The organism is Lysinibacillus sp. BPa_S21, assembly GCF_023337795.1.
GTDB lineage: Bacteria > Bacillota > Bacilli > Bacillales_A > Planococcaceae > Lysinibacillus.
Genome location: NZ_JALIRS010000001.1, coordinates 267,874 through 289,017, shown reverse-complemented (window position 1 = coordinate 289,017; position 21,144 = coordinate 267,874). Strand labels below are relative to the sequence as shown.

At 36.6% G+C, this 21,144-nt stretch carries 22 protein-coding genes and 1 pseudogene; 6 read left to right on the top strand and 17 right to left on the bottom strand.

Translation table 11 applies throughout. From position 1 onward, the window contains the following. Window positions 1-3: 3 nt before the first annotated feature. The 4 genes and pseudogenes from MOK21_RS23680 to MOK21_RS01375 form a co-directional block, all read right to left on the bottom strand. Complete coding sequence (locus MOK21_RS23680) at window positions 4-129, bottom strand: hypothetical protein (RefSeq protein ID WP_283164565.1); 126 nt, start codon at window positions 127-129, stop codon at window positions 4-6. A 140-nt stretch (window positions 130-269) separates the two neighbouring features. Beyond that, window positions 270-764, bottom strand: coding sequence for a DUF6584 family protein (locus MOK21_RS01385; RefSeq protein WP_249072107.1), 495 nt, complete (start codon window positions 762-764; stop codon window positions 270-272). Window positions 765-942: 178 nt separating this feature from the next. Beyond that, window positions 943-1,260, bottom strand: a pseudogene (locus MOK21_RS01380) (DUF1569 domain-containing protein); the annotation flags it as partial. 160 nt (window positions 1,261-1,420) lie between these two features. Beyond that, window positions 1,421-1,915 (bottom strand): CDI toxin immunity protein, encoded by a 495-nt coding sequence (locus MOK21_RS01375; protein WP_249072106.1) that lies wholly within the window; start codon window positions 1,913-1,915, stop codon window positions 1,421-1,423. A gap of 425 nt (window positions 1,916-2,340) precedes the next feature. Between MOK21_RS01375 and MOK21_RS01370 the strand changes: the two genes are divergently transcribed. Further along, window positions 2,341-2,490 carry a YjcZ family sporulation protein gene (locus MOK21_RS01370; RefSeq protein WP_249072104.1) on the top strand — a complete coding sequence of 50 codons (150 nt, stop codon included), beginning with the start codon at window positions 2,341-2,343 and terminating at the stop codon, window positions 2,488-2,490. 419 nt (window positions 2,491-2,909) lie between these two features. Continuing rightward, entirely contained in the window at window positions 2,910-3,299 is a 390-nt protein-coding gene (locus MOK21_RS01365; protein WP_249072102.1) for a spore coat protein, read from the top strand. A 189-nt stretch (window positions 3,300-3,488) separates the two neighbouring features. Here the strand turns inward: MOK21_RS01365 and MOK21_RS01360 are convergent, their stop codons facing one another. From MOK21_RS01360 to MOK21_RS01315, 10 genes are all read right to left on the bottom strand, one after another. Next, the gene (locus MOK21_RS01360; RefSeq protein WP_249072100.1) at window positions 3,489-5,204 is read right to left on the bottom strand and encodes an FTR1 family iron permease; all 1,716 of its coding nucleotides are present in this window, start codon (window positions 5,202-5,204) and stop codon (window positions 3,489-3,491) included. After that, window positions 5,179-6,438: an iron uptake transporter deferrochelatase/peroxidase subunit gene (gene efeB / locus MOK21_RS01355; protein WP_249072098.1), complete on the bottom strand. Its 1,260-nt coding sequence runs from the start codon at window positions 6,436-6,438 to the stop codon at window positions 5,179-5,181. The genes MOK21_RS01360 and efeB overlap by 26 nt, the downstream gene beginning before the upstream one ends. A gap of 18 nt (window positions 6,439-6,456) precedes the next feature. Next, on the bottom strand, window positions 6,457-7,323 hold the full coding sequence (gene efeO, locus MOK21_RS01350) for an iron uptake system protein EfeO (RefSeq protein ID WP_249072096.1): 867 nt from the start codon (window positions 7,321-7,323) through the stop codon (window positions 6,457-6,459). A gap of 152 nt (window positions 7,324-7,475) precedes the next feature. Further along, window positions 7,476-8,675 carry an MFS transporter gene (locus MOK21_RS01345; protein ID WP_249072093.1) on the bottom strand — a complete coding sequence of 400 codons (1,200 nt, stop codon included), beginning with the start codon at window positions 8,673-8,675 and terminating at the stop codon, window positions 7,476-7,478. 12 nt (window positions 8,676-8,687) lie between these two features. Then, on the bottom strand, window positions 8,688-9,116 hold the full coding sequence (locus tag MOK21_RS01340; protein WP_249072091.1) for a MarR family winged helix-turn-helix transcriptional regulator: 429 nt from the start codon (window positions 9,114-9,116) through the stop codon (window positions 8,688-8,690). Window positions 9,117-9,606: 490 nt separating this feature from the next. After that, the gene (locus MOK21_RS01335; protein WP_249072089.1) at window positions 9,607-10,557 is read right to left on the bottom strand and encodes a nuclease-related domain-containing protein; all 951 of its coding nucleotides are present in this window, start codon (window positions 10,555-10,557) and stop codon (window positions 9,607-9,609) included. A 473-nt stretch (window positions 10,558-11,030) separates the two neighbouring features. After that, window positions 11,031-12,038 carry a FecCD family ABC transporter permease gene (locus MOK21_RS01330; protein ID WP_249072088.1) on the bottom strand — a complete coding sequence of 336 codons (1,008 nt, stop codon included), beginning with the start codon at window positions 12,036-12,038 and terminating at the stop codon, window positions 11,031-11,033. Beyond that, window positions 12,031-13,032 carry a FecCD family ABC transporter permease gene (locus MOK21_RS01325; protein WP_249072085.1) on the bottom strand — a complete coding sequence of 334 codons (1,002 nt, stop codon included), beginning with the start codon at window positions 13,030-13,032 and terminating at the stop codon, window positions 12,031-12,033. The genes MOK21_RS01330 and MOK21_RS01325 overlap by 8 nt, the downstream gene beginning before the upstream one ends. A gap of 25 nt (window positions 13,033-13,057) precedes the next feature. Further along, complete coding sequence (locus MOK21_RS01320) at window positions 13,058-13,975, bottom strand: iron-hydroxamate ABC transporter substrate-binding protein (protein ID WP_249072083.1); 918 nt, start codon at window positions 13,973-13,975, stop codon at window positions 13,058-13,060. 14 nt (window positions 13,976-13,989) lie between these two features. Continuing rightward, the gene (locus tag MOK21_RS01315; RefSeq protein WP_249072081.1) at window positions 13,990-14,778 is read right to left on the bottom strand and encodes an ABC transporter ATP-binding protein; all 789 of its coding nucleotides are present in this window, start codon (window positions 14,776-14,778) and stop codon (window positions 13,990-13,992) included. Between the two features lie 138 nt (window positions 14,779-14,916). On the opposite strand from MOK21_RS01315, the gene MOK21_RS01310 reads away from it, so the two are divergent. Together MOK21_RS01310 and MOK21_RS01305 are read left to right on the top strand one after the other, a co-directional pair. Next, window positions 14,917-15,966, top strand: coding sequence for an NAD(P)/FAD-dependent oxidoreductase (locus tag MOK21_RS01310; protein ID WP_249072080.1), 1,050 nt, complete (start codon window positions 14,917-14,919; stop codon window positions 15,964-15,966). Window positions 15,967-16,194: 228 nt separating this feature from the next. Then, window positions 16,195-16,500: a hypothetical protein gene (locus MOK21_RS01305; RefSeq protein WP_249072078.1), complete on the top strand. Its 306-nt coding sequence runs from the start codon at window positions 16,195-16,197 to the stop codon at window positions 16,498-16,500. 412 nt (window positions 16,501-16,912) lie between these two features. Here the strand turns inward: MOK21_RS01305 and MOK21_RS01300 are convergent, their stop codons facing one another. Further along, window positions 16,913-17,152 carry a hypothetical protein gene (locus MOK21_RS01300; RefSeq protein ID WP_249072077.1) on the bottom strand — a complete coding sequence of 80 codons (240 nt, stop codon included), beginning with the start codon at window positions 17,150-17,152 and terminating at the stop codon, window positions 16,913-16,915. A 193-nt stretch (window positions 17,153-17,345) separates the two neighbouring features. Here MOK21_RS01300 and MOK21_RS01295 point away from each other — a divergent pair, with 193 nt between their 5' ends. Then, window positions 17,346-18,092, top strand: a complete 747-nt coding sequence (locus tag MOK21_RS01295) for a class I SAM-dependent methyltransferase (protein ID WP_308221856.1) — start codon at window positions 17,346-17,348, stop codon at window positions 18,090-18,092. A 106-nt stretch (window positions 18,093-18,198) separates the two neighbouring features. Here the strand turns inward: MOK21_RS01295 and MOK21_RS01290 are convergent, their stop codons facing one another. Both MOK21_RS01290 and MOK21_RS01285 read right to left on the bottom strand, forming a co-directional pair. Beyond that, on the bottom strand, window positions 18,199-18,807 hold the full coding sequence (locus tag MOK21_RS01290) for a TetR/AcrR family transcriptional regulator (protein ID WP_249072073.1): 609 nt from the start codon (window positions 18,805-18,807) through the stop codon (window positions 18,199-18,201). An 18-nt stretch (window positions 18,808-18,825) separates the two neighbouring features. Beyond that, window positions 18,826-19,536, bottom strand: coding sequence for an MBL fold metallo-hydrolase (locus MOK21_RS01285; RefSeq protein ID WP_249072072.1), 711 nt, complete (start codon window positions 19,534-19,536; stop codon window positions 18,826-18,828). A gap of 447 nt (window positions 19,537-19,983) precedes the next feature. Here MOK21_RS01285 and MOK21_RS01280 point away from each other — a divergent pair, with 447 nt between their 5' ends. Next, window positions 19,984-21,114, top strand: a complete 1,131-nt coding sequence (locus tag MOK21_RS01280) for a DUF418 domain-containing protein (RefSeq protein WP_249072552.1) — start codon at window positions 19,984-19,986, stop codon at window positions 21,112-21,114. Window positions 21,115-21,144 lie beyond the last annotated feature (30 nt).

Below are 21,144 nucleotides of genomic sequence, written 5' to 3'. Positions count from 1 at the left end.
CAATCATTCTGGAAGTTTAGTATCTAGTTTTTCTTTTAGGTCATTTATTTCCCCAACTGTCGCTATCCTAGTGGATGTTCCAGACCTTTGAATCATATTTTTAGCATTTGTAATTACTTCATTAACCAACGTGACTCCTCCATACAATTAGAAATATATTTCTTTAATTATGATTAAACTTCTTTTACATGATCCTTTTACTAAAAAGTACGTCAAAAACAGTCTGACTTTTAGCTATTGCGTTAGTAAAATTTTCTTTCCATTTTCATTTAAAATATCCATGTGAAAAATGTATAAACTCCAACTAATGCAAAAATAAATAGTAAAATTATTATTGAAAGACAACCAAAAATAACCCAGTTATGTTCACCTTCTATAGGTGCATCTGGTTCTTCTACTAATTTTTCTTTTACTTTATTGATAGATAAAAGTGCTAGGTCCAATTCCAGTCCTTTTAAAAGTTCAATATCACCTTTATACTTTAAAGCTCTCGCTATATTATCAATGTCTTTTCCCATAGAGTTTTCAAATTCAATACACGCATTTATCATTTCTGGCGTCTTATTCTTTTCTAAATACCAGTATCGACCAGCCATTGCAGGATATTTTAACTCGAAATAAATATCTCCCAATTTTTTACGGAGTTCTAATTCATTAGGAAAAGTTGTTATTAATCCGTGTAGTCTATCCCTTGCTTTCCCCAAATCATCATTTTTAATATCCTCTTCTATTCGTTTTAAAGTCTTGGAAAACTTCCCCTCCAATAAAAAACACCCGCTTTTATCTTGATAGTACCACGCTAATTTCTTTTCATAGAATACTTTACCTATCAAATCTTAACAATGTATTGCTTTATTTTATATATGTAATTTTTTCCTCATTCAACTTCTTATGTTTCACCAATAAGGATTTCAACGCCCCTGTTAGTGAATTAAGTTTAGGGATACTTTGTTTTAGCTTTTCTTTTTCTATCTCAAATTCTCTTTCATCTGCAATCAAAATGGTAGGGATCGTAGACATATTGTGAGGTGAGGCAATGCCCTGTCATTGTACATGATTTGTTTTGCAAACCGCCCTACTATTATTCCTAACCAGCTCCTTGGTGGAAAAGATTGCCCCATTGCAATATCTTAGAAAGCTGAACAATGCGCTAGCATTTGGGCGACATTCATTTTTCCCCACTGCGGCTGTGAATTCGGATTTAATTTGTGGACGCTTTAAAATTTTTGCTGTATGCATTTGATTAAAAATAGTTTTCATCCGTGCCTATTTTTTTATAATGAGTCAACCATCTTAACTTATTTGGCCCGATTGTGGAATAAGAAAAAAACTACTTTGATACAGGATTTATAGCCCTCTATTGAAGTAAAGCACTTCGTTCGTTTAAATGTAAAGCTTCACATTCTTCTGTTGTAAACACTTATTTCTTCCATCCTACTGCTATATCGTTGGAGGAGAATTCGATAACCAAATTAATTTGAGGTGAATAAATATACCTGTCCCAATTTCTAACTTCTTCAACACTGTGTAAAATTCTAATCAGTTTTGTTTTAATGACATATTGAGAATTAAGGTCAATAATATAGCATATTTCATTACTTACTTTATGATTTTTAATTACTAGTTCTGCTAATGCACCTTCATAGTCAACAAAGTTAGAAAATATAGTTTTGTAAAACATATGTGTCCACTCAATTCCGCTACTACAAAACGGAAATTTTTTAAATAATTCATCAGTAATTTTTTTTGAATCTTCTTTTGATAATATTTCTACTTCCTCTTCAGAATCAGTATTTGGAAATAACTCATTAACTTCCTCTAAAACCGTTTCGTATACATTTTTCTCCTCCTCTTTTATTCTTTTTTGTTTTTGCTTATCTAGCAACTCTTTTAAACGTTCCTTTTTATCCTTCAACATATTCACCCTAGCTATTTTGTTTGTTACATTAGATCGTATACCAATTCCATCTTTCACTAACCCGTTAAAGCAGGATCCTTCATTTCTTAATATTTGTAGTAAGTAGTGAAATACCTTATTTTATATTGTTTATTAGTTTATTTTAGGTGTTATGCTGCTACCGTTTTTTTATTTTTAAATTTATTTCACAGGCAATTCACTATACATATATAGCTATCACGACATATTAATAATAAGGTAAAGCTAATTTAGCCTTACACCTCCGAATCTTGTTACTAAGGGTCACTCCATCCCAAGTGGCCCTTTTTTATGGTCTTATCTCACAAAAGTATATTTTTTAATGCCTATAGCTGAATGGTTTAACAACCACACTCCTTCTCTGCAGTCAACATATTATATATTGTAGAAAGGAGGTGTGTCTTATGGGATACTATGGTGGAAATGTTGGTGGCATTAATAGTGGCTGCTACTCCGGTGGCGGTTATGGTAATGGTTCACAATTCGCCTTAATTGTTGTTCTATTTATTCTTTTAATTATTATCGGCGCTACTTTCATGAATACAGGGTATTAACATTTCCGATTAAAGGGTCGCCCTCCTAGCCTGGTGACCCTTTTGTAGTTTCTTTACTCATAAATCGTTCAATAGTTTACTGTAGCGTGTTACGATGCTACAGCTTTTTTATTTTTAATATTTATTTCACAGGCAATTCACTATATATAGCTATCACGACATATTAATAGTAATGTAAAGCTAATTTAGCCTTACCTCGCAAATGTTGTTACTAAGGGTCACTTCTATCTCAAGTGACCCTTTAATAGTTCCTTTACTCAAAAGTACCCTATAGGATTGACTTCGGTCTAGAAACAACATGGCTAATTATAAGTATTGAAAAATAATTTTTACTATATCTTCACTCCACCTTCCTAATTGTCCAAACATCTGTTTTCGATATGAATAAAATATTTATTAGAAAAGGAGGTGAAAATAAAATGGCATCATTTGAAATTGGAGCTAGAAGTCTTTTCAACTTTCGAAACGAACGCTTTTTCCTATTAGTTGAAGATGAAATTACCATTCCACAGAAAGGTGTGGAGATTGATCCAGTTAATATCTATGAGATTGACCAACAAACTTTCAATTTTATCAGAGATGAAGGAGATACACCTGTAGTTGTACCACGTTTTAATCTTCCTCCTGTACCACCTGGATTTAAATTAGAAAGAAAATGTATTTTTATGGTCGATAATTCATACTTTGCAATCTATGATTTAGAAAATGGTACTGATAACAATGTTTTATTAAGAATCAGTGCAGCTTTGTTTAACTCATTAAGAAATTCTGGTGTTCGTGAATGTGTTCCACAAGACTTCATTAATTAATAAAAAGTCCAACATTCAGAACATTATTATCATCATATTTAAAGTAATGTTCAGCAAGATTTTTCCTTTCTTGCTGAGCATTTTCTTTCAGATATTCACGCTTGATTAGCGTTACAGATGACACCTTAATTTCATGCATTTAGATAACTAAAGAAAGGCAGATGAAAGTAAATTCATCTACCCTCCTATTTATTTCTGCTTCTTTTTATAAATGATCGTTGCGACAACAAGTAAAAGTAAAATCGCTTGTCCAATCATCGTTTCTACCGTTGGATAGAAACCAATGATGGTGACAACTGGCAAGCCATCTATAATTGTTGTTGAAACTGCATCCCTCAGCTGCAATGTATGCAGACTGACACCAATAATTTTAAATGCCAATACATAGATTAACACCGTTGCCACTGCGAAAAATTTATGAACTGGAATTTTTCCACTTGCTTTCAATAACACAAATGCAAAAATAGCTAATACTACAAGTGCTACTACAATACCTAGCACAAATTGAGATGTTTCCATTTTAGGTGCAATTCCTGCATAAAAGACAAGTGTTTCTGCCCCTTCACGGAAAACGGATAAGAAGCTAATTGCAGCCATCGTAAACACCGATCCAGTTGAAATAGCATTACCCATTCGTTTGGAAATATAGCGATTCCAGCTTACTACACTCGATTTACTATGGAGCCAAATACCAACGCCAATCATCATCGCAGCAGCTAATAACCCAATATAACCTTCCATCAGCTCTCGACTTGTATCAACTGTCGCAGATTGGAAAATTGTCGACATTAAAATAGCCGCTACCGCTGAAAGTAAGATCCCTACAAATGAACCGATATATATCCATTTACGCATAGTTTTTTGTCCAGATTTCTCTAGGAACGATGCTAAGGCCATAATAATGAGTAGTGCCTCTAAGCCTTCTCGCAGTAAGATTAATGCTGCATCCCATAGCGTATAATCTGAGTCACCTTGAATCAGTTCAATTTCGGTACGGAAATTATTCAGCTTACTTTTTATGGTTTTAACATCGACGTTAGACTTCAATAAGTCACTAACGAGGATTGGCATTTCACTTTCAATTTTTGTATAAAGGTTGCCGTTACGTGTTGAAATATCTATTTCTACGCTCGGCCATATTTTAATGAACTCTCGAATTTTATCAGATGCAGCCTTGTAGTCACCTGCATCAATCAAATCATTCGCCTCATCAATATAAGCAATCAATGTTGCTAGAGAATACTCTCCTTCTACGACTTTCGCCGTATCATTTCCAGCTACAAAATCCTCAATTGTTTGTTTTAATTCTGCATATTGAGATTGCATTAAAGCTACATCAGGCTTTTCAGAAGCAAGTGAGATTCGTATAAAGGCCATCTGTGTTTCAATTTGGCCGTACATCGCTATGCTTTGCTCACGTACAGGGCGTTCAATTTTCTTCCATTTCGCATTGAAATCCTTATACGCTGCATCGATTGTTGTTAAATCACCATTTGCTAAGGCATCTTCAAATGCTTTCATGATAGGTTTAAACTTCGTGCCAAATTCTGCTCGCTGCGCCGCTTCATCTACCGGATTCTCAAGCTTTTCTAATGCACGTAAGGCATTTGATAAATCAGATAGTGCTTTTAAACGTTCATCTTTAGAAGTAGCTTTAACTGCTTGCGCAAGAATATTATCAACTTTTTCTTTTGCTTCCTTTTGATCAGATGCAATCGACGCCCAGTCTGTCGCAAACTGTTCAAGAGCTTGTTTTGCCTCAGTTTCCTTGTCCTGCTTTGTATTCATCAATGCATCACTTATAGAAATGTACAAGTGACTATATGACTGCGCTGCCTGCACAGGTACAGCAAGTGCCACTAACAAGCAAAGTACTAAACTACAGCGCGTTAAAAAGTGCTTCACCAATATAACTCCCCTTTGATACACCAGGGAAGCAAGCAAAGACTGCACTGCCTCGATGGGTAATATATTCATTCATTTTATCCATACGTCCTAAGCTATTTTGAACTGTTATAAATTGAGCTGGGTCTTTTTGAAAAGAAATAAACATAAGTCCCGCATCATGCGCACCTGTATTGGTCATAACACCAGATGCATATGAGTAAGAGCGACGTAAAATACGGGCACCTGATTTACGTGCCAAATGCACATGTGACGTATCTGGCATAATATACTCACCGTTGCTATCTTTCGCCTCTACATCGAAATCATCGAACTCTTTCTTTTTACCAAAAGGTGCACCACTATCTCGATAACGACCAAATGTTGCCTCCTGATCTTTCAAAGATGTACGATCCCATGTTTCTAGATGCATTTGAACTTTACGTGCGACTAAATAAGAGCCGCCTTTTAGCCAGCCTTTATCGACCCATACAACTTTATTTAAATCTTTGTCATCGGTAGTCGATGGATTTCCTGTGCCATCCTTGAATGCAAATAAATTTCTCGGTGTTCCTCCACCAGCTGGAAATGAGTTAAAGCCAGATTGAGACCATTTAATTTCTACCTTACCAGATGCTGCACGAACTAAATTACGTACTGCATGGAATGCCACCTGTGGGTCATCTGCACATGCCTGAATACAAAGATCTCCACCTGTAAATTCTTTTTGAAGCTGATCCTTTGGGAAATGTGGTAAATCTTTTAATTCTGCCGGCTTCAAATGTTGGATACCAAGCTTATCAAACAAAGATGGCCCAACGCCGATTGTGATCGATAAATTTGAAGCGTCTAAACCTTCTGCTTCACCTGTATCGCCTGTAGGAACTCTAGTATTTGTTGTTAAATCTACCATTAATTCACCATTCATTAAACGTACAACAAGAGGTGTCCATTGTTTGAACAACTCTTGTAGGTCTTTCTTTGATGTAAATAAAACATCTAAAGAAGCAAAATAAATATTCGTCTGAACAGGTGTAATAATGCCAGATTGATGTTTTCCATAAAAATCAACTTTATTACGTGCTGTCGTGCTGTCAGCAACAGGCTCGAACACATCGTAGCCCATTACTTTCATAACACCACCTAAGCCAGAAGCACCGATAGCTATACCAGCTGCTCCGATACCTGTTAGCTTTAACATGTCACGTCTTGAAATTTTTTTATTGATCCATTTTTCATCATTTGACGCTGTCATTTATTATCACTCCAAAAATTACTCCAAAATAATACCCATTTGACTTAATGGTTCTCCAAGTTGATTAACTGCTGTTGCAAGTGCTTTTGTGTTTTCTTCCGTTAACTTTTCATAAGAAACATATCCGCCATCAGCTGTCGCATGTTTCGCCAATAAATCATCTACTGCTTTGAATTTTTCATCTAATGTTGCTACTAAGTCTTTGTCTTTCGCTTCTAATTTTGGACGTAGGATTTCAAAGATTTTTTCTGCGCCTTCGATGTTTGCTTTAAAGTCATAAAGGTCTGTATGAGAATAGATTTCTTCTTCACCAGTGATTTTAGATGTTGATACTTCATTTAATAAATCAACTGCACCTGTAATCATTAAATCTGGTGTTACTTCTACAGTTTGAACTAATGCGTGTAATTCTTTTGCGTCTGCTAGTAATTGATCTGCAATTGCCTCATAGCCTGCAGTTTTATGTTCTACCCAAAGCGCATGCTCCAGCTTATGATAGCCCGACCATTCTTCTTCGCCTTTACCTTCTTCTTGGATATCCGCTAAACGACCGTCAATACGTGGATCAAGGTCACCAAAGCTTTCAGCGATTGGCTCTGAACGTTCAAAATACATACGTGCTGGTGCATAAGCTGCTTTTGCTTTTTCAATGTCACCAGCTTTAAATAACTTCACAAAGTCTTCTGTTTTTATTAAGAATTGATCCATTTGCTCTAAAGAAAATTTCTGATAGGCTGCTAGCTCAGCAGATAGATCAACCTTTGTAGCTTGTTCTGCTTGTTCTGTTGCTGGCTTATCTTCTTTTTTAGCTTCATCTGTATTACCACAGCCAGTCATTAGAATGCCTCCCGCAACTAATACTGACAATAATGATGTTTTTTTCATGCTATGAACCTACTTCCGAAATAGTTTATATTGAGAATGATAATGATTATCATCTTCGATTGCAAGAAGTATTTTCATTTTAAGAAAAAAACGTCATTTCCTAGTTGATACATTTAGACAACTAGAAATTGACGTTTTCCTATATGAAGTTACTAAGAAATTTCCGCTTGTTTTCTATTTTCATATTTTCCATATAAAAAATAATAAAGGACAATAGAAACTAAAATAACGAATACCATCGCAAAGAAAATAGCACTGTACCCTGACGTCGGCACGAAAAATCCTAAGAAATAAGGACCAACCCCTAAACCTAAATCATATAAAATAAAATATGTCGACGTCGCAAGGCCTAAACGCTCATTTGGTGTAACTTTAATAGCTATTGCTTGCGCTACTGAATTGAAATTACCATAACCAATCCCTATGCAAGCTGCGGCTAGTAAAAATGCAACACTGCTCGTCGCCGAACTAAAGGCATACATACCAATGGCAAAAATAACTAGACATGGGTAGACAACAATGTTAGCACCTCTTGTATCTAGTAATTTCCCTGTAAATGGACGTGTCGCTAAAATGACAATTGCATAAACGATAAAGAAATAACTTCCGGCTGATACCAAATCAAGCTCTTTCGCGTAAAACGTCATAAATGACATAACTCCTGAGTAGGCAAAACCAATAACGAGTGCCACAAAAGCAATTGGCACAGCACGCATCTCGATAAAATTAGTAAGTTTAAAGCCTGTTCTCCCTGCCATTTCTTTAGCCTTCTTCGGTGCGTCTGGAACGGTTACGATAAAATACATCAAAAAGCAGATTATTGCTAATACGGAATCGACTGCAAAAATCATCCGGAAATCTTCAAACAACTGTGTTAAAAGAATGCCTACAAACGGTCCGATAGCAGTGGCCAAAATAGCACTTAAGCTATAATAACCAATCCCTTCCCCTCGTCGATCAGGCGGCAAAATTTGTGCAATAATTGTTCCAGTCGCCGTACTAGCCATGCCAAGGGCAATCCCTTGTACTAAACGATTTAACATTAAAAGCGGCAAATTCGTTGCGATAAAATAAGACATCGTTGATAGCATAAACAACAATAATCCATAAAATAATGTTTTTTTGCTACCCCAATCCCCAATGATACGCCCTGTCCCAAGACGACCAAATAAAGTACCAATAATAAAAATACTCGATACAAGCCCTGCCGTACTAGTTGAAGCCCCAAAATGCTCAACCGCATAGCCTGCAATCGTTACCATCAATAAAAAAAATATTAATGTAATGGTAAAATTAATAAGTGAGACGATTAAAAAGTCCTTCGTCCAAAGTTTATGTCTAGTTGCTTCCACTTTTTCTCTCTCCTACCTATTGATATTTGCACAAATGTTCGCTAAAACTTTTGTGGCAATTTCAATATCCCTCTCTGAAACGCCAGCGAGTGCCTGTTCAAAAAATGGTTTTAATTGTGATTTAATTTCCTGCACAATCTCTTCCCCATTTGCCGTCAATTGTACAAGCTTCTCACGCTTATCCCTACCCGCAACCGTCTCTACATAACCAAGCTCCACAAGCTTTTGCACAAGCCTTGTCACACTCGGCTTTTCAATAAACATGAAATTCGCAATGTCCACAAATGTATGTGGCCCTTTATCCATCAATAACCGAAGAAGCGCCCATTGGGAGCTAAACAACTGATATTTCTCAAGCTGCACATTCACTAGATTGATAAAAGGTCTATACATTAAGCGGTACTGATTAAAAAATTCTTGTTCGATCGTCAAAAATACCACTCCTTTTAAATTAGTTAGCCTAGCTAACTATATACCTTTAATTTTTATTTGTCTAGTAGGAGATTAGCGAGAAGGTTGGCATTTTGAACGTCTTTATGTCGGTGTCGATTTTCTATCCACGATTTTGGGTGGGCTATCCAGCTTTCTCGCCTTTCTATCCACGATTTTGAGCGCTCTATCCAGCTTTCTCAGCTCTCTAACCACAGCTTCGATCGCTATCCATCATTCTCGGCCTTCTATCCACGACTTTGAACGCTCTATCCAGCTTTCTCGCCTTTCTATCCACGATTTTGAGCGCTCTATCCATTCTCGGCTCTATCCACGATTTTGAACGCTCTATTCAGCTTTCTCGGCTTTCTATCCACGACTTTGAACGCTCTATCCATTCTCGGCTTTCTATCCACGATTTTGGGCGCTCTATCCAGCTTTCTCGCCTTTCTATCCACGATTTTGAGCGCTATCCATCATTCTCGGCCTTCTTTTGACTAAGCTATTCATCTTTAATCCTATATTTCCTATGTTTTTTTATTCCCTCCGCTTTCAAAGGTAATTTCTGCAATAGCCTATACGCTAGATTTGGTGAATCTATTGCGAAAAACTCACAAAAACTTTTATTCGTTAGTGAATCGCCCACTAACAATTTGTAATCTTCAAGCGTTCTGAAAACAGCCTCCCGATCAACGAATCCGCAGCGTGGACAAGTCCATTTTTTAGAGTAATAGCTCATTCGCTGTCCATTTAAACAACGTACACAAAGCACGCCTTTTACAATATCCTGAACTGGAATGGTTAAATCTCTTTTAATTGGCATATGCCTGGACAATAATTTAGTAGAAAGATGAAAGAGGTCATCTGCATCTAGCATCACCTCTTTATGCTGTTCAAGCCATTTCCTTACATAATAACGTAATCCTGAAACATGAAAAATGGGTTGTCCTTTTAAACTTTCTGATAAAATAGCATTTTTCGTTGCCAAAACGACTGCGTAATGAACAGGAATCTCAACTTTGTACTGCTGTAACTCCCTCTTTATCCACTCAGCATGTCGTCTAACTTGATGAAAAGGATCAATCATTCCCTCAACATCACCTTGAGCAGTAGTTCTTGTAAATTGAGCAAAAGACTCATCGAATTCAAGAAAGCCTGTTATATTTTTTATTTCTAGTATTAATATAAAATGGGGGCATAATAATATAGTGTCTATTTGATGTGTAGTCCCAAAGCGATTAAGTATTTGTAAATCATGAAGGAAATAATGTGGATTGGGCAAATTAATCTCTAGCCATTCTGCATCTACTCGTTTTTCTCCAGCAAAGCCAGCCTGTATACGCATTAACCTTTCAAAATTATTCATGTAGTCTACGTGTGTACTAGGCAATCTTCGTAACAAGGCTTCGAGAATTCTATGCATTTGTGATTGCTGTCGTGCTAATAAAATCATTGTCTCATCCCTCCTGTATTTATTATATGAATAATTACCGTTATAAAAAGAGGTTCCAAAAAACTTGAAATACTAATCATACAAAATAAATTTTTAGCCAATTTATTTAGATAAAAAGAACGGAAAAATCGCCTGGCTCTAGCACCAGATACTACTTTTCTGCTTCGTATTCCCATTTTTACGACGATACTATCGATCATTTTTGGCTTTCTATCCACGATTTTGAAAGTGCTATCCAGCATTCTCGACTTCCTATCCACGATTTTGAGCACTCTTTCCATCTTTCTCGACTTTCTATCCAGCACTTCGAGCGAGTTCCAGCATTCTCAGTTTTCTATCCACGATTTTAAAAGAGCTATCCGTTTTTCTCATCTTCCTATCCACGATTTTGAGCGCTCTATCCATTCTCGGCTCTATCCACGATTTTGAACGCTCTATTCAATCAAAAAAAACAACTGAACAGCCGAAGCCATTCAGTCGTTTTTTCGTAGTAAATATAAAAAATAAGGTGCACCGATACATGCAACGACAATACCTGCTGGTACAGTCGCACTTGAAATAGCAACGCGGCCAATTGTATCCGCTAGCATAAGTAAACTTGCACCGATCAACAATGTGAGCGGTAAAAAGAACTGGAAGCGAGGTCCGACAAGCTGCTTTGCAATATGTGGGGCCATCAGACCGATAAAGGCAATGCCTCCTGTAATCGATACAGCTGCTGCAGCTAATGCTACAGCTACAACGATTAATTGCAAACGCTCTCGAGCGATAGTTACGCCTAAGCCAACTGCCGTTTGTTCGGTCATCGCAAGTACATTTAACACATTTGCTTTATAAAAAATAAATGGAATGCCTAGCACTAGCCAAGGCAATAAAGCCCAGAGAAACGGCCAATCTGTTCCCCAAACATTGCCCGCAAGCCATTGTGCGATAAATTGCACATCGCTACGTTCAGCTGAGGAAATTAAAATCATCATTACTCCCGATAAAGCAGATGCTACGCCTACTCCGACTAAAATAAGTTGGACTGGCTGCACACCTTCATTGCGCTTATACGAGAAAAAGTAAATGCAGATTGCCGTTAATAAAGCGCCACAAAATCCTACAAGTGGTAGCACATACGCAAAATGAGGCAGATCCCCATCGACAAGGAGATAAAAAAGTGTAACCCCTACACCTGCTCCCGCATTTACCCCAATAATACCAGGGTCAGCCAAATCATTACGCGTCACCCCCTGCAAAACAGCACCTGCTAATGCTAACGCCATCCCTGCTGCTGCCAGCACAAACAATCTCGGCAAGCGAACAGAGAACAAGACGAATGATTCTTTGAAGCTACCGTCTCCCATTAAGATCGGTATGATCCGATTCATCGAAACGGAGGCGGCTCCCATTGAAATTCCTAAAACAAAAATAACCACTGTTAATAGTATCCAAACCAATACCCATTTACGTTGTTTTTTTCGCCCGACATTAAACAATTCGACGACCTCCCTTTCGAACTAGAAGTAAGAAGAATGGAAGGCCGATCATTGAGATAATGGCAACTACCGGTGTTTCATATGGAGCATTAATCATTCTACCTGCAAAATCTGCAATCACCATCAACCATCCACCAACGATGGCACTCATCGGTAAAACAAATCGATAGTCTGTTCCAACAATTGCACGAACAATATGTGGAACCATTAATCCAACAAATGCTAGATTACCTACAAGTGCTACTGCGGAGCCTGCAAGAATGACCACTATAAACATCATAATACCCTTGATGACTGTTGTATTTTGTCCTAATCCGACAGCTAATTCTTCATTTAAACTTAAAATGGTTAGCTGCCGACTAAACACAAATGCAATTATTAAACCTGTTAAAATAACTGGAGCAATGATTAATGCTTGCCAAGTAGTACCGATTAAACCACCACTGGTCCACATCGAAACATCTTTTGAAATTTGAAATAATATGCCCGTACCATCTGCTATTGCTTGTAATAGAGCAGAAACAGCCGCCCCCGCCAGGACTAGCTTTAATGGTGAAAAGCCATTTTTTGTTGAAGCACCAATACCATAGACAACAATCATCCCTAGGCCCGCACCTACGAAACATGCAAAAATTAGCATATAATACGAGGTATTTGGGATAAATGCCATCGTCAATGCAAGTGCCGCATTTGCACCTGCTGTCAAGCCAAGGAGCCCTGGGTCTGCTAATGGATTTCTAGTAACCCCTTGCATAATCGCCCCAGCAACTGCAAGTGCACTCCCTACAAAAATAGCAGCGATAATACGAGGAAATCGAATTTCACGTAATATAGAATAGTGCTTGCCACCGCCTTGTCCGACAATTGCTTGATAAACATCTTGTATACTCGTATTTGCCGCGCCGATACATAGTGAAATCGTAACTGTTACTGCTAATAAAATCAGTGCAAGCAATACTTGAAGCCAAAATGGGAAATATCGAAACTTTATCATTTGCCTTCGCTACTCTCTACTGAAATTATTGTAAAAATTTCTTTTCAAAGAAATCTAGTTGATATTCTAAAGTTTTTGGATCATTAAAGTAAAATGCATTGCCATTCACTGCAAATAAATGACCATTCTTCACCGCTTCTAAATCCTTAAACCAAGCAGCATTTTGAATGGCGCTATCCTCACCTTTAAACGTACTAAAAATCACATAGTCACCTGCATACTCATTTAATACCTCTGTAGAAATTGCGAAATAACCTGGTTTTAAAGCATCTTCTTTTACTTTTCCAGGCATTTTCAAGCCCATTTCTTGATATAAAAGTTCTGTTCCACGACCCCAATTATCTCCATATACATACATTTGTTTATTAAACATTTCTGCGACAGTAACCGTTGCATCTTCGCCAATTTTTTCTTTTATTTTTGTACCCGTTTCTGCGGCACGTTCTTTAAAATCTTTTACCCAATCAGTTGCTTCTTTTTCTTTATTTACAACTTTACCGATTTCGATAAATTGCTGTAAATAATCAACTTTTCCATATGTGAACAACACAGTTGGTGCGATTTCGGCTAATTTATCTGCATTTTCAATACCATTTAAACCAATAATTAAATCTGGCTCAAGTTCGATCATTTTTTCGATGTCTGTATTCTCAACGACTACTGCATTTTTAAGATCATCTTGGAAGTTTGGATTGTCTTTAGCCCATGAATCAACACCCACAACATTAACACCAAGCTGTAGTAAGTCCCCAGCAAATGAAGATAAAACAACTACACGTTTTGGATGTGCTGGCACTTTAATAGGACCAGATTCTGCTTGATACGTAATCGTTTCTGCTGATGCTTTATCTTTAGAGTCCTCATCCGCCTTTTCATCTTTATTGCCGCACGCTGCAAGCACTAGTACGACCATCATAAACATTGGTAATAACCACTTCTTCATCAATAAATCTCCTTTTACACTGTTTGTAGTAAGTTATATGTAATGCACATTGGCTTATCTGTCCTTGGATCTTTACCAATGACTGCATCAATATTAAACACTTTTTCTAATACTTCAGGTACTATAATTTCTTCCGCTGTACCAAATTTCACAAGCTCCCCTTTTGATAGCGCAACAATATAATCTGAAAAACGTGCTGCCTGATTTAAATCATGTAGCACCATCACAATTGTGCGTCCTTCTTCTTCGTTAAGCTTATAAAGTAATTCTAATACCTCTAGCTGATGAGCCATATCTAAATAGGTTGTTGGCTCATCCAAAAAAATGATATCGGTCTCTTGGGCTAATGCCATCGCAATCCACACTCGTTGACGTTGTCCACCTGATAAGGCATCAACTGTGTTTAGTCGAAAGTCATTTGTTTTAGTGACCTTTAAGGCCCAGTCAATCATTTCTTTATCCTTTTGCGATAAATTACCGAAGCCCTTTTGATATGGAAATCGACCGTAGGATACAAGCTCTTCCACTGTTAAGCCATGAGCACTTTCCGGACTTTGTGGCAATATAGCCAGTTCCTTCGCTAGCTCTTTTGTGTTCATCTCGGAAATATTTTGACCGTCTAATATGACTTGCCCACTCTTATGCTTCAAGATCCTTGTAATGGCCTTTAAAAGTGTGGATTTACCACAGCCATTTGAACCAATGATGGTCGTTATTTTACCGTCTGGTATTTGAAACGATAAATCATGGACAATCGTTTTGTCCTCATAGCCGATACGAATCGATTCAACTTGTAAACGCACACCGTTAACCTCTCTTTCCTTTTTGTTTTTTCCATGCTATGATAACAACTAACCGATAATGATAATCATTATCACTAAAGTTAGTCTAGTTTTCTACTACAGTTTTGTCAAACACTTTTTAAGGATGTGGCGATATACATGCAACAAATATACGATGTAACAATTATTGGCGGTGGCCCTGCAGGTCTATATAGTTCCTTTTATAGCGGTCTTCGAGGACTGAAAACAAAATTAATAGAGAGTCAACAACAGCTTGGTGGTAAAATTTTGCTTTATCCCGAAAAACTAATTTGGGATATCGGTGGTCACCCCCCTGTGTTAGGCGAACAATTTGTGAAACAGTTAATTGCACAAGCAAAAACGTTTGATCCAACCGTTTTAACAGGTACAAAAATAGATTTTATCGAGCGCCAAGATGACCTATTTATTCTTCATACTGCGCAAGGAGATAAACATTACTCAAAAACCGTTCTTTTAGCAGTTGGTGGTGGTATTATAAACCCTCAAAAGCTTTCACTAGAAGGTGCGGAAAAATATGAAATGACTAATTTACACTATACAGTGCAGTCTTATCGACATTTTGTGGACAAGGAAATTATGATTTCCGGAGGTGGAAATGCAGCAATTGACTGGGCCGTTGAATTAAGTCCTATCGCTAAAAACGTAACTGTTGTTTATCGTAAAGATAAGTTATCTGCCCATGAAGCAACCATTCAGGGGGCTTTAGATGCTGGCGTAAAAATTGAATGCAATACAACTATTACAAAATTGACTGCTAATGCTGACAAAACAGCCATCCAATTAGTGACATGTGAAAACTCAAAAACAAAACAACGCTATACGCGTCAAATTGATGAAGTAATTGTAAGTCATGGCTATAATCGAGAAGCCTCATTAGAATTAGATCCGAACATCACCATTCCTAAAAAAAATGATTACTATTTCGAAGGGAAAGCAACTGGAGAAACAGCACAGCCTGGTATTTTTGCAGCGGGTGACATTTTAACGTTTGAAGGAAAAATCAATCTCCTTCTTGGTACCTTCCAGGATGCAGCCAATGCGGTCAACTCTATTAAAACGTATTTAGAGCCTACCGCCTTTCGCCATGGGGTCGTATCATCACATAATGACGTATTTAAAGCGAAAAACCGCTCTATTATTGAAAAGCATTTTAAACAAGTAAAATAAGTTCAAAGACTTGGTATTTTGAATAGTGGTCATTCGTTGTTAAGCCAACTTTACGTATTCTTTTCTTTGACTATTTTTCAGTCCCTATTTTCGCTAAACTTATAATGTGGATAAATGTTCAATAAAATAAAGTTAACTATTTTAAGGTACATGAATAAATTTTTGATGCAACGAAATTTATGTTAAAATATCCCACATAATATTAGCACCTATTGGGGGAGTGGTGATTTGAAGAAAAAAGTTATAATTAGTGTTTCTTTGTTGGTTGTCATTATATTGTTGCATTCAACACCAAGTATGGCATTAAGAACTCATGTGTTTTTTTTAGGTTATCCAATAGCCGCAATTTCTTCAGGAATTATTGAAGATAAAGAACATAATAAAGTAGATAAAGATAAATTTGCTGAATTAAATGCCAAAGCATACACCCTAACAAATCCTCCAATAGAAAAGGCTACTCAGACCAAATTAAGAAACTTTCTTGTGAGGAAATTTGGATTTTTACATTTTGCAGAATACTACGGTGAATCTTAATAACCTTCGTCAGTCGAACTGGGGTTCAATTAAATGAATAAATTATTATAAAAAAACGCTCAGTAATATGAGCGTTTTTTTCTGCCGTTTATGTTGCTAATTTACTGTTAATATAAGTGTCAATCAGGTTATTATTCACTTTGCTAAAAGTGTTTTTCTCCCCAAGTGTTTAATTAGAGGGAGCTTTTTGTTGATTGAACATTTTTCCGTATTATTTTCTGCTTCTTGGCCTTAAAATATTTGGAGTTATACGTATTCCCCTTATAACTATAAAGTTAACAGTACCTCTGATAATGTTAATTTTTCTTACATACGAAAATCAATCCCCAAAAACATTTTTCTTCATACCTATCAAGATATTCCTTTCCCGAAAGAAAGGCTTTATTATTACACCATCTTTGATCCATGTAATCTATCTAAAGAAATTTAAAAATGCTCCCATTTGTCTTAACATACCAACTCCATTTGTTATTGTTCCGGCATGGCCCATAATAGTGTTTATATGTTGTGGCAATCTTCCAAATCTAGACGTTTGGGGTTGTTGATAAGGATGAAAAAAAGGTTGTCTTCTTCCTTGCATAGGAGGACCAAAACCTTGTCTATAGCCTGGTGGGAATGGTCTCATTCTAGAATTAGGCGGATAAAATGGCATCAATTCACCCCCTATCAAATATCTTTTCACTAGTATACGTCTGTATTTTTTTATTGTTTAGACTATCGGATAAGTTGCTCAAAAATAATATACATAGGCATTGTAAAATATCGGTGCCTACTAAATTATTATTCTCCTCCTACTTTCGGAAAAGGTTCTTCATGATAGCTACGTCTCTTACAGGAACCATACTATTTTTAATTTCATATTATACAAAAATACAAATAAAGAAGGGATTCCGATTCAAAATTCAAAATATCTAGAATTTCTGTCCAAGTTTGGTGTTGGGGGTGCGCATCCTGGTGGCATTAATCTAACAAAGGAAATATTCAAGGCAGAAAGCATTGGCAAAAATACCCGTATTTTGGATGTAGGTTGTGGTACAGGCCAAACCGCTGCCTATTTGGGGGTGGAATATGAAGCAAAAGTAACTGGAATTGATATTAATCCTGAAATGGTCGCAAAGGCTAAAAGGAGAATGAAAAAAAATCGCTTACCCGTAAAAATAATGCAATGCTCTATAGAACAAGTACCTTTACGTGATGATACCTTTGATTTTATTATTTCTGAATCTGTGCTTTCATTTGTCAATAAACCTAATGCCCTTAAAGAAATCTTTCGTTTATTAAAAAATGGCGGTCGATTAATTGCCATCGAATTTACGATTCATCAACCACTTGATGAAAACATTGAAAAGGAAATCTTACAGTTTTATGGATTTGATTCTTGTTCCATGAAAAAGGATTGGGTAGCTTTGTTTAAGCAGGCTGGTTTTAATAATATTCGTATACAAAAGAATAAATCAATCTTCTCAATTCCTGAACTCCATTACTCTAAGGATATTGCACCTGAACTTTATGAGATAATGGATAAACATTTTGCTATGAACTTACAGTATGAAGGGATTTTAGACTATAGAATTTATTCATGTACGAAATAGTTTGAGGTTGTTCAAACGAGGGCTCATTCAACGTCAAATTTCCTTGTGGTACTGTTCAATGACATATAGCGGGAAATTAGTCCTCTGTGACATTTCCCGCTTTTTCTTATTCCCCTGCCTCATTCATTTGCATGTATTTATCTTCATTATCCATAACTGCATGAATGCCTTCAATAAAGGTATTAATTAAGATTGAAAAGCTTTTATTAATATCAAGTGGCATCCCGAATCCGCCGATCTGCTCAATTGAAGAGAATCCATGTAGAATACTTCGTAATCCTCTGACCATATGAATCGCGATTTCTTCCTGTAAATGATAAGCATCTAACACTTGAAGTACAAGTTGCACGACAGATTCTTGGGCTTGCTGCAGCTCTTTGTCATTTGCATCTGGAAAGCGAGTGCTGGCATCATACAACCCCGGATGCTCTCTAACAAGTTGAAGATATGCTTTACTAATTGCACGAATAGCGTCATCACTCGAACGTCCTACTGCAGCCTGCAACATATATTCATGTAGTTTTTTTACACCTTGAATAGCTAATTTCTGCTTCAACTCATGTAAGCCATCAAGATGGTTATACAAGGACGGTGGCCGTACTTCCAATTTTTCAGCTAATAATCCAATTGAAAGCTGATCCAATCCTTGTTCATCTGCTATCTCTGTTGCCTTTTGTAAAATAATAGATAAATCTAACTTCATTCGACGGGACATTTTTTTCACTTCCTATTTTTATTGTATAAAAGCTTTTTCTGCTTCTGCTATAGCCATGTTCAAAAGTTCCTGCGGTTGTTTTACCATCTTCCCATGCCCCACAGCAAGTAAACTTGGATTCACTTCGCTTAATTTTTTTGCACTTTTAAGAGCTGTCTCTTTATCCCATGTAGCAAGAGCAGGAAACGGAAACAACGGATTCATCATGCCCGATACTGCTAGCTTTCCCCTAGTTACCAGGGCATCACCAGCAATTAAACTTCTATTGCGCGTATCGAAAAGAGTGATGGAACCAGGTGTATGGCCTGGTGTTGCAATTACTTCTAATGAACCTACACGATCACCTTCCTCAAGTAATACATCCGGTTTCGTTTTAATATTTTTCGGAATGCCTCCCCGAATAGGTGTGTTTTTTTCATTTGGAAGTAATGCGCTATTGCCTTCTAATAGCAACGCATCTCTGGAAGAAATGTAAACCTGACAGTCTGGCAACAATTCTTTTAACGTATCAAGCGCTCCTATATGATCACTATGTGCGTGAGTAATGATGATTCTTGTTATCGGTTTTCCAATATTTTCAGCAGCTTTTATTATACTTTTTGCACTATATGGTAGTGCTGCGTCGATCAGGGTCAGCTCGTTTTCTTCTTCTACAACATAACAATTAACAGGAAATATTCTTGGCATAAATGACAATTGAAATACTGTACCAATGTTTTCGATTTTCATGTTAAAAATCCCCTTTGCAAACTAATTGTATTTATATTTTAACTAATACGATTAGTTTTCGCAATATTTAAGTTAAAATTTTCATAATGAAAAAGCATTACTAATTCTTGAACACCATAAAAATGACACCTGTCATAAAGAAACTTTGACTGGTGTGAATATGTTTTTTTCATTCGCTTTCTTATCATTATTGTAGGCTGTTTTTTTTGAAACATAAAATAAGCGTGTGTTTTTATACTTTTAAATTTTTATTGTAAGTAAGAATGTGGGGGATGGATCGAAGCTCTATATTTTTTGAAACACTAAAAGTATGGTCTTTAGTACTAGGAGTTGATTTTACCATATCTATTTCTTATTTCATTTGGCCACGAGGAAAATAGAACGCTTAAGCTAACGAAGCATAGTAACAGCCTTATTGTAAAAAAACAAAGAAAGAGTGATTTCATGATGAAAGTTCAACAAAGATTACCTCTAATTGATATGTTACGGGGTTTTGCTGTATTAGGGACACTTGGCACGAATATTTGGATTTTCGCTTATCTTGGAGATTTATCGTATATCACTACGAGTAATTATTCTGGTTGGTGGTCATTAAACGACTTTTTACGCATGGTCGTCTTATTTTTCGTAAACGGTAAACTCCTTGGGTTATTAACAATCATGTTTGGTGTAGGTCTAGAATTAAAATATCAGCAAGCCTTGCGAAAAGGACATGCATGGCCAGGAATCTATCTTTGGACAATTGTATTTTTGTTTATGGAGGGATTAATCCACTTCACCCTAGTTATGGAATATGATATTTTAATGAGCTATGCTGTGACGGCCATCATTGTTGCCTTTATTGTTAGGTTTGGTGATAAAGCCATTCAACTCGCTTTATACGTTTTCGGTAGTTTCCATGCACTAATGATTCTGCTAATTTTAGTTAGCGCATTGCTGGGTGCCAATGCTTCCTTTGCTAGTTTCGATCCTGTTGTGAATCTTTATGAAAATGGCACCTGGTTTGAGCAAATACAATATCGTGTAACAAATTTTCTTTATTATAGAACGGAAGCTATTTTTATTATCCCAATGAATATCTTTTTATTTTTACTTGGTGTTAAGCTAATGAGAAATGGTGTATTTTCGCAAGATGACAAAGGACGTCAGGCTCGTCAAAAGCTATTTAAACTCGGTATTTTTATTGGCGTACCTTTAAACCTCCTCATCTTTATTCCAGGCGGAGTATTTGATTTACCCGTTCGTTATTTATTCGCGCCAATTCTATCAATTGGCTATATTGGTATTTTAGGTAAAATGATAGAATATAAAAAGCTTGATTGGTTATGGAAGAGGTTTGGCGAGATTGGGAAAATGTCCTTAAGTTGCTATGTACTACAAAATGTTATTTCATCTATTATTTTCTACGGCTGGGGCTTAGGTTTAGGTGGCAAATTGAATAGTATTGAAGTGATCGGTATTTGGCTAACTCTCTCCCTTCTACAACTTTTCATTGCACATATTTGTATCAAGCATTTTCATGTTGGACCAATGGAATGGATTCGGAAACAGGCCATTCAAAGTGTCACACAGAAATAATCGAAAAGGGATGGTGTGAACTATAAAGAT